This window comes from Pirellulales bacterium, assembly GCA_019636335.1.
In the GTDB taxonomy this organism is placed as follows: Bacteria; Planctomycetota; Planctomycetia; order Pirellulales; family JAEUIK01; genus JAHBXR01.
The window spans coordinates 167348-180652 of record JAHBXR010000011.1 but is presented as its reverse complement, the minus strand read 5'-3'; the positions used below and the strand labels follow the sequence as shown (position 1 = coordinate 180652).

Genomic DNA, 13305 nt, shown 5'->3' with positions numbered 1-13305 from the left:
ATCTCAGCGATAGCGTCCCTGATTCGGCGCGCTCGAGCCGCTGAGGCCCTCGGCGCCGACGGCGGGGCTTTGCAAGTGAATCGTCATGTCGGCCCGCAGCCCCGGCTGCAGCAGCCACTCGTCATCCTCGCGACGATTGACCACCTCGGCCCAGACGCGCCGCTTGTGCCCCGGCTCGATCTCGGGATGCACGTAGACGATCTTGCCGTCGAACTGCTCGACGCGGCCATGCGGCAACTCGGCACGCACCGTGGCGCGGCGACCGTTGAGATCGACGGCACTGTAGTAGTCCGCGTCAACGAGCCCTTCGATCCGCAAGCGATCCATACGAATGATGCGCACCACCGGATCGCCGGGGTTCACCCATTCGCCATACTTCTTGAACTTGCGCACCACGATGCCCGGGATGGGGGCCGTGATGACGCGGTGCTGAATCTTCTGATCGGAGGCATCGACCTGGGCTCCCTTGGCATCGGCCGTCAGCTTGGCGATCTTCTGGTCCTGCAGGGCCTTCTCGATCGAGAGTCGCGAGCGTTCCCACTCGAACAGACGCTTCATCAACTCGCTGTGCGAGACCGTTTCCTTGAACTGCTTGTTCGCGTCGACCGCCTTCTCGTATTCCATTTGGGCGACCTTCGTCGCCTTTTCCGAAAAGTGGATGTTGATCATGCTGCTGGCCTCTTCCTCGGAAATGGCCAGTTCCTTTTGGGCGACGATTTTCTCCATCTTGGCAATGCTATCGTCGATCTGGCCGAGGAAGTCGTCCTTATCGACCGATTGCCCTTCGTACGCCTCGAGCGCGACGAGTTGGCCGGCTTCGCGGGCAGGTACCTCGGCCTCTTCGATGAGGGCCAGCAGGCAGCGTGGCAGCGTCACTTCGCCCGCCGATTGAATCGGCGCGCTGTTGCCCCGTTCGGCCGGAGCCTGACCAGCCAGGGCGATCGCGGTAAGGACTGGGAAGAGCACGTTCATATTCTTTCTCTCCGCGATGTGCGGTCTAGTGGCACAAGCCGCTGGCCTGTGCCTTGTCTTTCAACTCTTCGCAGCACCGGCTGACCGCCTGTGCCACTTGATTTATTCACCAGGCGATCGAACTAGAAAAACCGGAACAGAATTCTCGATTGCACGAACGCCACGAGGTCGTGGAACCAGACGTAGCCGATCGACGCCCGGCCGCAATGCACCTGCGCTTGCACCCCCGCGCCCGGTCGAGGATTCGGCGGCAATTGACTCTTGTCGAAGGCCACGCGGATCAACACGGTGTTGCCCTGATCGCCGCGGACCTCGGCCGAGAGGTGCGCCTCTGTGACGCGCCCCTGGTACTCGGTGGCGGGATCAGTCGCCAGAATGAACTTCACCGGCAGGTCGGCCCCCCTCTCGGATTGCGCCTGCGCGATGTGCCCCATGCGGTCCTCGGGCATGTAGACCTCGAGCTCCCAATCCTTCGACGGATCGGCCACCTGCATCAGCACCTGACCGCGCTGCACGGGGCGGAAGATCAAGTTGTCGTACACGTCCCAGGTGACGATCTGCCCGTCGATCGGGCTGGCGACTTCCAGCTTCTTTTTCTTCTCGCGGCTCAGTTCGAGCTCGTTCTGCAGCGCATTGCGTTTCTGTTCGAGGGCCTGGATCTCGGCCGCGGCCTGGTCGCGCTGCTGCTGATCGACGCGGTTGTTGCTGTTCAGCGTCAGGTAACGCAACGAATCGAGACGTTCGTCCGATTCCTGCAACTGGCCGAGCAGATCGCGGATGGCCACTTCGAGATCGGTATTGCGCATGCGGGCCACGACCTGGCCCGCGGTCACCATATCGCCATGATCGACCTCGACGTCGGTGACGTCGCCATCGATGCCCGCGAAGACCTCGCGGCGAATGACGGGCTGCAACACGCCGCGGCCTTCGAGATCGAAATCGGCGGGAATGAGGAACAGCGCCGCGATTACGCCGACGACGGCGATCAGCGCGCTGATCGTCTTGGGCAAATGCCGCGCCTCGACGACGACGCGCGACTTGCCCAGCGTTTTCCAGAGGGGCATCAGGAACAGGTCGTGATGCGCCAGGGCGTTCGACAGAGCGGCGCTACTATGCTCGGTGACGACGTCCACGCGCTGCAACATGCCTTCGCGCGGGCGGGCGTTTTCGATCTGCTCGACGACGAGCGCGCCGATCGTCTCGCGTTTGTCTTCTTCGTCCTCGATCTGTCCCGGCTCGGCCGGACGCTTGAGGGGCAACACGGCCACGGTCTTCGAGTGCTGTTCGTCCACATACGCCTGTACGGCGTCTTCCACCTGGGGCGCCATGTTCGACGTGTCGCCGGTGTACCACATCGGCTCGCCGGTGGCGGCGACGGCGGTGGTCAATTGATTGAGCAGCGTGACGACGTTCGAGCGTTTGTCGAGAGTGTCCTGACCGCTAATCGCTTCGATCTTGCACTTACGGCCGTGTCGAATCGCCACGCTTACGCGGTCGCACTCGATCAGGCGGCGACCTTCGTTGGCGATCGTAAAAGCGGTCTCGTGGGGATCGAGGCTCAAATGGACCGAACGCGTGAACTGCTCGAGCTGCGACCACAACTGCTGGCGATCGGTAAAGTGCCGCAGCTCGCGTGTCTTGAGGAAGTCGCTCGCCAGCTCGCACATCTGGAGCAGGAAGCGGAGATAGCCGCGTTGCGTCGTCGGACGCGTGCCGGGGCGCTGGAAGACCTCGACCACGCCCCGGGTCTGCTGGTCGGCCTTGAGCGGGCTGAGGACGAGCAGGAATTCGGTCGGGTTGCTCGCCCCGTCGTCGTCCCCCGAGCCCGAGTGGGGAGCGACGAGCATCCCTTCGCCCTGCGTCAGCACTTGCTGCAAGAGGCGGTGATGTCGGATCTGATCTTCGCGGCTTTCGGCGAGGCGCGTCTGCTGCAGATTGATCTGGTATTCGAGCTGGAGCCCCCCCCCCTCACCAGGGGTCCAAACCGCCCCCCCCACGGCCGCGAGGGCCTGGACGACGCGGTTCAAGAATTCGGAATAGAACTCGAGGGGCGTCACGCTCGACTTGGAGATTTGCGCAATCTCGGCAACCAAGCTGCGGATTTGCTGCTTGGTCTGTTCGAGCAATTGAGGGTCGACCGATTGTTCGGTGCTCATGCGCGAGCCCAGTCGGCGGTGTCAGAAAAGAAGCGGCCTGGAAAAGAGATCAGCAAGCAGGCCGAAATGCCTTCGCTGGCTTTCAGCCTAATGGTTCCCCGCGAAGCGGTCCAGGTTTTCTCACCTGGCCAATCGCGTTTATTCTCAAAGGTAGCTTGGACTTAACGGATGTGACGGCGATGCGGGGATGGACCTGAAAAGACCGCTGGCGCGCGCCCCTACAATCGATACGCACCGCCAGGGCATAAATCGGCCACAATTCCCACAAGCCGTGCAAAAAACTTTCGATCGCGACAACTTTGGCGGCTACGCACGGGAATTCGCGCCCCGGGCGAGCAAGCCATCGCCAGCACTTGAAAGCATCGCACGGCTAGCGTGACGTGTTGCTTCTATACGTAGCTCACGCTCAGGCCGACCACTGGCTGCGCATGAATTTCAGCCCGTCGCTGGCCAGTTGCTCTTCCGTGTCGTACATGCGGCGCCAGATCTTCGTGGCCGCGACCAGATGAGGCAGGGCCATGCCGAAGGCCTCGATCGTCAGCCAACCGTCGTAGCCGGTGCTGCGTAGGGCCTGGAACGTCTCGTCCCAACGGATGTCGCCCTGGCCGGGCGTGGAGCGATCGTTCTCCGAGATGTGGACGTGGACCGTGTACTTGGCGCACGCGCGGATCGCCTCGGCCGGGTTCTTCTCCTCGATATTGGCGTGGAACGTGTCGTACATCATCCGGCAATGCGGATGCGACACTTCTTCCACGAAGCGGACCGTATCGACCGCCGAGTTGAGGAAATAGCACTCGAAACGGTTGAGGTATTCGACTCCGAGCATGACATCGTGCCTGGCGGCATGTTCGGCCACCTCGCGCATGCTTTCGACGCCGCGCTGCCATTCGTCGGCCGTGGGGCCCTGCCCGCTGAATTGCCCGAGCGCCGAGTGGTACGGCCCGACGAGCACCTTGACGCCGGCCGCCTGGCAACACTCGATGGCCAGCTTGTTCTTGGCGACCCCTGCGGCGCGAATCTGCTTGTCCTCGGAGATCGGATTATCGTCGGGTCCGCGAACCGTCACCGCCGTGCGCTCGAGTCCCAGATCGTCGAGGCGGCGTCCCCAGCGGGCATAGTCGTCGGGATCGAGCTCGAACATCGGCAACTCGACGCCGTCGTAGCCCATACGCTTCAGCGCTTCGAGCACCGGCAACTGCTGTTCGCTGAGCTTGTCGGTCCACAACAGCAGGTTCATTCCGAACTTCATCGGCGCGGCTCCTCAACGAGCAGGTGGTTTAGGTCGTGGCAGTATGTTTGGCCGGCTAAGGCAATTCAGGCGGTGCGAGCAGCTCGTCACGTCGGGCGGTCACCTCGCGGCGAACGCCGGGCAGAATCTCTCGAAACGAGTCGGGCAGCGACGGCAGTTTCACACGGCGCATGACCTGATTCAAGCGGAACGTCAGTTTTTCATCGTCGAGGTAGTCGGACAAGAATCGTTCCCGCGAAAACAGGGGAATCATCGAAGCCAGCCGTTCCGTCCCGTGCGGCACCATTTGGTTGATAGCCGACTCGATCAGCGTTGGGTCGACCGCCTGCATCGCCTCGTAGTACCGTTCCAAACTCGCCGGATCTTCGGCAATCAAGGTCGCGTCGAGCACGATCTCGACCAGGATGTGCCCCAGGAAGCTCGGCCGAAAGCCGTCGTCCGCCGGCAAGGCGTCGCGCACCACGACCGTGGTGGCCCAGGACAACTCGGTGAAGGCCCGCGTCTCGTGGAACCAGGCATCGTCCCGATGGTGTTGCACGATGCCCCGTGCCAGCGAGGCCACGCGTGGGTCGTCTGCCGCGACGTGCTGCGCGGCATATCGCTCGCGCACCCTCACGCGGCGATCGACCACGTTCATCCAGTCCGGAACCGCCGTGCCGGCCAGAAAGTAGGGATCATCAACGAAGCGTCGGCCGTGAGCAAAGTAGTTCATCGTGCGTCTCGCCGATTTACGAGTTCCGCACGTGCCCAATGCCGAGTGCATCACGCGCGGCCAGGACGCGTTCGACGGCCTGCTGTGGCGTGGCGGCCATGGCGGTGAAGTGCCCCATCTTGCGGCCGGGGCGCGCCTCGGGTTTGCCGTATAGGTGCAGCTTCACATCCGACAGCGCACAGGCGGCCGCCCAGTTGGGTTCGCCACCTTGCCAGAGATCTCCCAGCAGATTCGCCATCGCCGCAGGACGCAACAACTCCGTGCTGCCCAAGGGCAAACCACAAATCGCGCGGACCTGCTGTTCGAACTGACTGGTAAGCGAGGCGTCGAACGTCAGGTGTCCCGAGTTGTGCGGTCGCGGCGCCAACTCGTTCACTATCAAGCGGCCGTCGCGCGTGACGAACAGCTCGACGCACAAAACGCCCACCACTTCGAGCGACTCGAGGATGCCACGTGCCAGTTGAACCGCTTCGCGTGCAAGTTGCTCGCTCACGTCGGCCGGCGAGACCGAGATGTCGAGAATATGATTGCGGTGCGCATTGCCGATGGCGCCGTAGTGGGCGAACTCGCCACTGATTCCGCGCGCCGCGACGACCGAGATCTCGCCGTCAAAATCGATGAATCCTTCGAGCACCGCTTCGTCGGTCGCAACCGACTTCCAAGCGGCCGCGGCTTCACTGGAGTTCGTTATTTTGGCTTGTCCCTTGCCGTCGTAGCCCCAGCCGGCTGTTTTGAGCACGGCAGGCGTGCCGATCGTGGCGAGCGCCGCATGCAATTCGTCGAGCGTGCGGACTTCGGCAAAGGGGGCGACGGGAAAACCCGCCGACTGGAGAAAGCGTTTCTCGCGGAGACGGTTCTGCGTGGTATGCAAGACTTTGCCCGCGGGGCGCACCGGGGCGAACTCGGCGGCCGCTTCCGCCGTGGCGGTCAATACGTTCTCGAATTCGAAGGTGACCACATCGACGCCGCGGGCAAATTGCCGTACGGCGTCGAGATCGTCGTAAGGGGCGTTCGTCGTGCGATCGGCGAGTTGCCCAGCCGGACTTTCGTCCTCGGGTACGAAGACGTGTACGCCGTAGCCCATGCGTCGTGCGGCAATGGCGAACATCCGTCCCAATTGGCCGCCGCCGAGGACTCCGACCGTTCGACCGGGAAGTATCACCGCGCTCACGGCAGGGTTTCCCCGAGCACTTTGCGGGCTTGCTCTTCGCGGCGCGTGCGAAGTCGCTGGCGGAACTCGGGATGGCTGATGCCCAGGATCTCGGCGGCCAGCAGGGCAGCGTTCGTGGCGCCTGCCTTGCCGATGGCCAGCGTCGCGACGGGCACTCCCCCCGGCATCTGCACGATCGAGAGGAGCGAATCCATGCCCTTCAGCGCGTGGCTCTCGACCGGCACGCCGAGCACGGGCAGCAAGGTGTGCGAGGCGACCATGCCCGGCAGGTGGGCCGCGCCCCCGGCGCCGGCGATGATGACTTGAATTCCGCGAGACTCGGCCTCGAGGGCATATTCACGCATCCAGTCGGGGGTGCGGTGGGCCGACACGACGCGGCATTCGTGCGGAATGCCCAACTCGGTCAACACCTCGTCGGCATGGCGCATCGTCTCCCAGTCCGACTTGCTCCCCATGATGACGCCAACGAGCGGAGAGGAAGAATCGGGCATGGGCGTGCGCGTTCCAAAACGAGAAAACCACCCGCCGCAACCACCGGCGAACGGGGAGCCCCCATGATAGCAATTGGACGACGCTTTGCACGGCGTGCGTCGCGAATGCCCCCTACCTACGTCGCCGGTGCGTCTTTGCCGGCGTAGTCGTAGATGCGATAGGTCTTGTAGACCTGGGCGCCGCCTTTTTCGAGCCCCATGCGTGCCAGGTCGTTGGTCTCGGAGACCCAAGAGAATTCCGCTTCGCAGATGCCCATGCCGAGCGCGTGGGGCACCAGGCTCCGCATCAACACGAGCCCCAGGCCCCAGCGTTGAAACTCGGGCAACACGTTGATGCTGACGACGCGTACCCGCTTGATGTCCTTCTTGCGGCTCAACAGCTTGAGGAAACCGAAGGGGAGGAGACGCCCATCGATGGCCTTGATGCGTGGGTTGTAGTCGGGCAGGCCCAGGATGACCCCCACGGCGCGGCCTTCGGCCATGGCCACCACGGCTAACTCCGGCACGAGCAAGTGGCGCAGGTCGGCCGCCAGTTGCCGCAATTCGCCGGGCGAGAGGGGCACAAAGCCCCACATCGACGTACACGAGCGGTTGTAGAGGTCGAGAAACAGTTCTACTTCCTGGCGAAAGCGATTCTTTTCCATGGGGCGAATGGTCGCCTGCGAACGGGCCATGGCCTGGTCCGCCAGGTGCCCGAGACGTTTTTCGACCTCGGGCAACTGCTGAATCTCGCCAAAATAGGCCAGCAGGTCGTGCGTCTTGCGGAAGCCGTAGCTCTCGAAGAGCCGGGCGTAGTAGGGCTGGTTGTAGGTCATCATGAACGTCGGCGGGCTGTCGAACCCCTCGATGAGAAGTCCCGACTCGTAGTTCATCGACGGATTGACGGGTCCGCGCAATTCGTGAATATCGCGTTCGGCGAGCCAACGGCGGGCGGCGTCGAAGAGGCTATCGGCGACCTCTTGATCGTCGATCGACTCGTAGAAGCCGAAGAACCCCCGCTGCTCACCATACTGGCGGTTGTGATTGTGGTTCAGAATGGCGGCGATGCGTCCCACGACCCGGCCGTTCTTTCGCGCGAGAAAGGTCTGCATCTCGGCGATTTCATGGAAGGGATGCCGCGCGAAGCCCAGGAGCTTCTTCTGGTTATGCCGCAACGGCGGGACCCAGTTCGGGTCGCCCCGATAAAGCTCCCAGGCAAAATCCAAGAATTCTGCGCGATCCCGGCGCGAACTGACCGGGGCAACTTCGACGCTTCCCATGCGCGGTGACTTTCCGAGACGTGCGAAGGCGGAACGGCGGTTCCGCCGGCGACGGGTAAGACCGGCCCGTACGCGTGGCCTTACTGTACGTCCGTCGGCGCGGCATGGTCAAGTTGGGGAGACCTGGCAGCACACTTACTTCCCGCCCAGATGAGGACTTCCGCTCCCCGCGCAACCGTCACCCCCCCGCCGCGTCGGGTTCCACGAGAAGCGGCCGGCGACGCTTCGGCGTACGAGCATCTCGACCCGAGCCGGGCGAATCGCGACAATGCAGGGAGTGCGACCCGGCACAAGTCCCCCCGCCGCCGCGAGGTTTGCCCGATGACTTGCGAACATGTGAAACAGCTCTACCAACTCTGCCAGCAGAATAATCTCAAGCTCACGAGCGGCGATCTGATCCGCATCGTCTGTCCCCAATGTGGCGTGGCCGATGTCTGCCCCAGCGTCTACTCGGCCGAGTACGACGCCACTCATCAGGACGAGCAGGACGCGGACGAGCCCACCGTCGAACATCGGCCAGACCAGAAATAGGCATTTCGAGAGCGTGTTTGGCCTGCACATTTGGTCGCCGGCCAGCAGGCGTTCTGGGCGCGCGCCGATCGGGCTGTCGAAATCCGTTCCCGCGTTGACCCGCGAAATCAAGCTCCCCTATACTCCTGGTTCGCACCGGGGGGTCACATCGTTATGCGTCCCACCGCTCATTCCATTCGCTGGGGCTACGAGCAAGGGAAAGGTTCTAGATCATGGCCAGCGCCGTCGAACATGGCATCCGCGAAGAGATCACGCAATGCATTGGCAATACGCCCCTGGTGCGGTTGCGCCGAGTGACCGAGGGCTGCGTCGCCGACGTCGTGGCCAAGCTCGAAAATCTCAACCCGTTGTGGAGCGTGAAGGACCGCATCGCCCGGGCCATGATCGACGCCGCCGAACGGGACGGCCGCATCAAGAGCGATACGGTCATCATCGAACCGACCAGCGGTAACACGGGCATCGGGTTGGCCTTTGTCTGCGCGGCGCGTGGCTACAAGCTGATGGTGACGATGCCCGAGAGCATGAGCCTGGAACGTCGCCGCATGCTCAAGGCGTTGGGGGCGGAGTTGGTGCTCACGCCAGCCGCCGAAGGGATGCCGGGCGCCGTGCGCCGCGCCGAGCAACTTGCCGCCGAGAACAAGAACTACTTCATTCCGCAGCAGTTCAAGAATCCCGCGAACCCCGAAGTTCATCGCCAGACGACCGCCGAGGAAATCTGGCGCGACACCGGCGGCCAGGTCGATATCTTCGTCTCGGGCGTGGGAACGGGGGGGACGATTACCGGCGTGGGCGAGGTGCTCAAGAAGCGCAAGCCGGGGGTGAAGATCGTCGCCGTCGAGCCGACCAATAGCCCCGTCATCGCACAGCGCCTCGCGGGACAAGAACTGAAGCCAGGCAAGCACACGATTCAGGGCATCGGCGCAGGGTTCATTCCCGACGTGCTGAATGTCGACATCATCGACGACGTCGTGCAGGTGCAGGACGAAGATGCCATGGAAACCAGCCGCCAGTTGGCCAAGCTCGAGGGCTTCATGTGCGGCATCAGTTGCGGCGCCGCGGCCTGGGCCGCCATTCAAGTAGCCAAGCGCCCGGAGAACGCGGGCAAGCAGGTCGTCGTGATCCTGCCCGACCTGGGCGAACGCTACCTCTCGACGAAGCTCTTCCCGGAATAAACCGCAGGAGTTTTTCACCGCGAAGGCGCCTAGGTTTGGAAGCTGTCGATTATCTCAATACCCACACTGTTCTGCAGTGTGGGTATTTTTGTAGGTCAGGTACGCGCGTACCTGACAAATTGCAGAAGAAACTCTACTGCTCGGAATCCTCTGCCGTGCCGTGGTGGTAATCGAATCCTTCCGCAGCCGAAGTAGCTAACCACAACGATCCAACGCCACGACGGCGGTCCTCGCGCTCTCGTCAGTTGTTTCCCCTGCCTGACGCAATCACACTTCCACGAACTACATAATCAATTCCCGCACGGAGCATGGAACGAGATGGACTGGCTGCTTCTCATCGTAGCAGGGGCTTTCGAGGTCGTGTGGGCGACGGGCCTCAAATACACCGATGGCTTCACGCGGCTCTGGCCCAGCGTCGTCACGATCCTCGCCATGCTCGTGAGCTTCTTCACGCTGGCGCAGGCGATCCGCACCATTCCGCTCGGCACGGGCTACGCCATCTGGACCGGCATCGGCGCCGTCGGCACGGCTGCCGTGGGAATCGCCCTGTTCGGCGAGTCGGTCTCGCCCGCTCGCCTGGCCTGCATCGGCCTGGTCGTCGCCGGCATCGTAGGCTTGAAGCTCACGGCTTGATCACACTCTTCAACGCCAAGGCGCGAAGGAGCAAAGACGCAAAGGAGCGCGAGCGCAGATCCGAATCGCGCGCTGATCTCACAGCGTTGTGCCCGTCGTGCCGTTGTGGTGAAGCATTCGACTTACCACGGCGGCACCACGACACGACGACGTGTGGTTAAAAAACTGCTGCGCAACCTTCGAGCGACAGACATGCGCACTTCACCAACTCAGTCTTTGCGCCTTTGTCTCTTGGCGTCTTTGCGTTAAATCCCTGTCACGCACGGAGTGCGTGACCTACAAAACCCAGCCTTGGCGGTATTCGCGCTTGAGGTACTGATCTGCGTTCGATGAGTTTGTCGTCAGCTTGTCGGCGTCCCATGAGATCTCTTCGCCGGAGCGATAGGCCACGTTGCCCAGGAGGACCGCTTCGGCGAGGGCGCCGGAATAGTCGAAGTTGCAGGTGGTCGGCCCGCGGCTCTTCACCGCGGCAATCCACTCCTGATGGTGACCGATCGAGTTGGGAATGCTGGGCTCGGGCGTTTCGACCGTCGCGCCGTCATTCATGAAGAGTTGGCGGGAACCGTAATCGGCCAAGAGCCGTCCGCGATCTCCCTCGAACAACACGGCGGCCCCTTTCTTGTATTCCTCGGCCCCCTCGGGCATCCAACTGCCGTGGTACCAGGTGATGTCGACCGCCGGCTGCTCGCCCCGCGCCGCGAAATGCCAATCGGCCTGCATGTGGGCCGGCACGTCGTTCTCGCCTTCCTGGGCGAGCTCGCCTTTCGCGCTGACCTTGGTCGGCGCGCGGAGATCGAGTGCCCAGTAGGGCAGATCGATGTAGTGGCAGCCCATGTCGGCCAGAATGCCCCCGCCGAAGTCGAACCAGTAGCGCCAGTTGAAATGGAAGTGCGAGGGGTGGAAGGGTCGCATCGGGGCGGGCCCGACCCAAAGGTCGTAATCGACATGCGCCGGCGGCGTCGCTTCGGCCACGCGCACCCCTGGTACCGCGATGCGATTGCCCTGCCAGACGAGCACCTTGCGGACTGGCCCGATCGCGCCCGACTTGATCAGCTCGACGACGCGGCGATAGTTGTCGCCGGCGTGAATCTGCGTGCCCATCTGCGTGACGGCGTTGTGTTGCTTGGCCAGCTCGCGCACCTGGCGCACTTCCCACACGGAGTGTGCGAGGGGCTTCTCGCAATAGACGTCGAGACCGGCCTTCAGGGCCCAGGCGGTGGGAATCGCGTGCGAATGGTCGGGCGTGGCAATCACCACCCCGTCGAGATCCTTGCGCTCGAGCAGTTGGCGATAGTCGGCGTAGGTCTCGGCCTTGGGGTACGCCTCTTTGGCGCCAGCCAGCCGCTGGGCGTCGATGTCGCACAGGGCCACGATGTTTTCGGTCGCCACGTTGTCGAGGTTGTAGCGTCCCTGCGCCGCCACGCCGATGACGCCGAGGTTCAGCTTCTCGTTGGGCGAGCGCGTGGCCGCCAGCAGCGGCCGGGGGAGCATGCTCGCCGTGGCGGTCGCGGCGCCGGCCAGTGCGGCGCGCCGCAGGAATTCTCGTCGGCTGACGGGATCGTACATCGCGGTGGGTCCTTCGAGGCGGCAGGGCGGGAAAATCGCTGCTTCGCAGCATACCCAGGCCGCACAGGCCGGGCAAATTCCGCCGCGTTTCGTGCCCGCTCGCCCCTGGTTCAATCGCGGCGCGTGCGATACGTTCGTAGGGCACGCATCATTGTGTGACGCTGGACTAGGGGGGTAGCACCGACGAGTTTCCGGAGACGGTTTAAAACTTTTCTCGTGCAAGTCGGAAGCTCGTCGGTGTCGCGCAGCGACAAGATGTTCGTTTCGACCGGACCGGCGTTGTGATGAGGCTGCGCTGCTGAAATGTGCAGGCCCGATCAACCCTCTGGTTGCTGCGCAACACCGACGACGGTGCGACTCGAGTGTGTTGTTGTGTGCGACGTCGCGCCGCACCCTCGTCGGTGCTACCCGGCTGGGGAACCGAAAATTAGGCTTTGACAGAACACTAACACCATTGTCAGGTACGGAGTACCTGACCTACCCATGAGCGACGAAAACTCCACGGGCGAAGATCTGAACGCCGTACTTGTGCGGCATGCGATTGCCTTGCCCCCCGAGCAGGTCGAGCAACTCGATCGATACTGCCAATTGCTGTGGGAGTGGAACGAAAAGCTCAATCTCACGCGGCACACCAGCTACGAGAAATTCGTGGCGCGCGATCTCGCCGATACGCTGCAACTGGCGAAGCTGATGGAACAGCACGAAGCCGTCCTCGACGTAGGCACCGGCGGGGGCGTGCCGGGCATCCCGCTCCGCATCGTGCGCGACGATCTCCAGGTGGCGCTCATCGATTCGGTGGGCAAGAAGGCCCGGGCGGTCGAAGACATCGTGCGGCGTTTGCCCCTGCCGATCAACGTCCACGCCGAGCGTTTGCAAGATCATCTGCCGCGGCGCCGTTACGACACGCTTGTGGTGCGCGCGGTGGCCCGGCTCGAGAAGCTGCTCGAATGGGTCAAGCCGCACTGGGGCTCGTTCCGGCGCATGCTGGTAATCAAAGGCCCCGCCTGGGTCGAGGAACGGGGCGAGGCGCGTCATCGCGGGCTGATGAACGATCTCGACCTGCGCAAGCTGGCCGAGTACCCCTTGCACGGCACCGATTCGCAGAGCGTCATCCTGCAACTCAGCCGCCGCTCGGCTTCCTGATGTCTTTCGTTGAATCGTTTTCAACGCAAAGGTGCAAAGACGCAAAGGGAGCAGTCACTTTGATGGTACTGTCTCGATTTTGCGTCAGCGTTGAGCAGTATGCTTGAACTCGCGCAAGATTCCTGCACAGGCTGGCAGCCTGTCCACTTTTATTGCGCGTCACGTACCCACCTGGTATCTCTCTGCGTCTCTGCGCCTTAGCGTCTTTGCGTTTGCTTCTGAAAGACCCCAAGAACGGCGTTTTTCGAGG

General features: G+C 63.0%; 12 protein-coding genes. 4 read left to right on the top strand and 8 right to left on the bottom strand.

What is annotated here, in order from left to right; genetic code table 11:
* Positions 1 to 3: 3 nt before the first annotated feature.
* From KF708_13030 to KF708_13000, 7 genes are all read right to left on the bottom strand, one after another.
* Complete coding sequence (locus KF708_13030) at positions 4 to 972, bottom strand: HlyD family efflux transporter periplasmic adaptor subunit (GenBank protein MBX3413607.1); 969 nt, start codon at positions 970 to 972, stop codon at positions 4 to 6.
* A gap of 122 nt (positions 973 to 1094) precedes the next feature.
* Positions 1095 to 3128, bottom strand: coding sequence for an HlyD family efflux transporter periplasmic adaptor subunit (locus KF708_13025; protein ID MBX3413606.1), 2034 nt, complete (start codon positions 3126 to 3128; stop codon positions 1095 to 1097).
* A gap of 406 nt (positions 3129 to 3534) precedes the next feature.
* Entirely contained in the window at positions 3535 to 4377 is an 843-nt protein-coding gene (locus tag KF708_13020) for a sugar phosphate isomerase/epimerase (GenBank protein ID MBX3413605.1), read from the bottom strand.
* A 55-nt stretch (positions 4378 to 4432) separates the two neighbouring features.
* A complete protein-coding gene (locus KF708_13015) occupies positions 4433 to 5089 on the bottom strand; it encodes a hypothetical protein (GenBank protein ID MBX3413604.1) in 657 nt (218 codons plus the stop codon).
* A gap of 16 nt (positions 5090 to 5105) precedes the next feature.
* Entirely contained in the window at positions 5106 to 6260 is a 1155-nt protein-coding gene (locus tag KF708_13010; protein MBX3413603.1) for a 5-(carboxyamino)imidazole ribonucleotide synthase, read from the bottom strand.
* A complete protein-coding gene (gene purE, locus KF708_13005; protein MBX3413602.1) occupies positions 6257 to 6751 on the bottom strand; it encodes a 5-(carboxyamino)imidazole ribonucleotide mutase in 495 nt (164 codons plus the stop codon). Before purE ends, KF708_13010 begins: the two co-directional genes overlap by 4 nt.
* A gap of 116 nt (positions 6752 to 6867) precedes the next feature.
* The gene (locus tag KF708_13000; protein MBX3413601.1) at positions 6868 to 8010 is read right to left on the bottom strand and encodes a GNAT family N-acetyltransferase; all 1143 of its coding nucleotides are present in this window, start codon (positions 8008 to 8010) and stop codon (positions 6868 to 6870) included.
* A 321-nt stretch (positions 8011 to 8331) separates the two neighbouring features.
* On the opposite strand from KF708_13000, the gene KF708_12995 reads away from it, so the two are divergent.
* From KF708_12995 to sugE, 3 genes are all read left to right on the top strand, one after another.
* Complete coding sequence (locus KF708_12995; GenBank protein ID MBX3413600.1) at positions 8332 to 8541, top strand: hypothetical protein; 210 nt, start codon at positions 8332 to 8334, stop codon at positions 8539 to 8541.
* A gap of 212 nt (positions 8542 to 8753) precedes the next feature.
* Positions 8754 to 9713, top strand: coding sequence for a cysteine synthase A (gene cysK / locus KF708_12990; GenBank protein ID MBX3413599.1), 960 nt, complete (start codon positions 8754 to 8756; stop codon positions 9711 to 9713).
* A 318-nt stretch (positions 9714 to 10031) separates the two neighbouring features.
* Complete coding sequence (gene sugE, locus KF708_12985; protein ID MBX3413598.1) at positions 10032 to 10346, top strand: quaternary ammonium compound efflux SMR transporter SugE; 315 nt, start codon at positions 10032 to 10034, stop codon at positions 10344 to 10346.
* A 276-nt stretch (positions 10347 to 10622) separates the two neighbouring features.
* On the opposite strand, the gene KF708_12980 is transcribed toward sugE, so the two are convergent.
* A complete protein-coding gene (locus tag KF708_12980) occupies positions 10623 to 11912 on the bottom strand; it encodes a Gfo/Idh/MocA family oxidoreductase (protein ID MBX3413597.1) in 1290 nt (429 codons plus the stop codon).
* Between the two features lie 483 nt (positions 11913 to 12395).
* On the opposite strand from KF708_12980, the gene rsmG reads away from it, so the two are divergent.
* Positions 12396 to 13055 (top strand): 16S rRNA (guanine(527)-N(7))-methyltransferase RsmG, encoded by a 660-nt coding sequence (rsmG, locus tag KF708_12975; protein MBX3413596.1) that lies wholly within the window; start codon positions 12396 to 12398, stop codon positions 13053 to 13055.
* The last annotated feature ends 250 nt before the right edge of the window (positions 13056 to 13305 follow it).

Bases quoted from the DNA above. Each gene is read 5' to 3' on its own strand.
- KF708_13020 (MBX3413605.1), bottom strand. From the start codon at position 4,377: ATGAAGTTCGGAATGAACCTGCTGTTGTGGACCGACAAGCTCAGCGAA.
- rsmG (MBX3413596.1), top strand. From the start codon at position 12,396: ATGAGCGACGAAAACTCCACGGGCGAAGATCTGAACGCCGTACTTGTG.
- KF708_12995 (MBX3413600.1), top strand. From the start codon at position 8,332: ATGACTTGCGAACATGTGAAACAGCTCTACCAACTCTGCCAGCAGAAT.
- KF708_13015 (MBX3413604.1), bottom strand. From the start codon at position 5,089: ATGAACTACTTTGCTCACGGCCGACGCTTCGTTGATGATCCCTACTTT.
- KF708_12980 (MBX3413597.1), bottom strand. From the start codon at position 11,912: ATGTACGATCCCGTCAGCCGACGAGAATTCCTGCGGCGCGCCGCACTG.
- purE (MBX3413602.1), bottom strand. From the start codon at position 6,751: ATGCCCGATTCTTCCTCTCCGCTCGTTGGCGTCATCATGGGGAGCAAG.
- KF708_13025 (MBX3413606.1), bottom strand. From the start codon at position 3,128: ATGAGCACCGAACAATCGGTCGACCCTCAATTGCTCGAACAGACCAAG.
- sugE (MBX3413598.1), top strand. From the start codon at position 10,032: ATGGACTGGCTGCTTCTCATCGTAGCAGGGGCTTTCGAGGTCGTGTGG.
- cysK (MBX3413599.1), top strand. From the start codon at position 8,754: ATGGCCAGCGCCGTCGAACATGGCATCCGCGAAGAGATCACGCAATGC.
- KF708_13000 (MBX3413601.1), bottom strand. From the start codon at position 8,010: ATGGGAAGCGTCGAAGTTGCCCCGGTCAGTTCGCGCCGGGATCGCGCA.
- KF708_13030 (MBX3413607.1), bottom strand. From the start codon at position 972: ATGAACGTGCTCTTCCCAGTCCTTACCGCGATCGCCCTGGCTGGTCAG.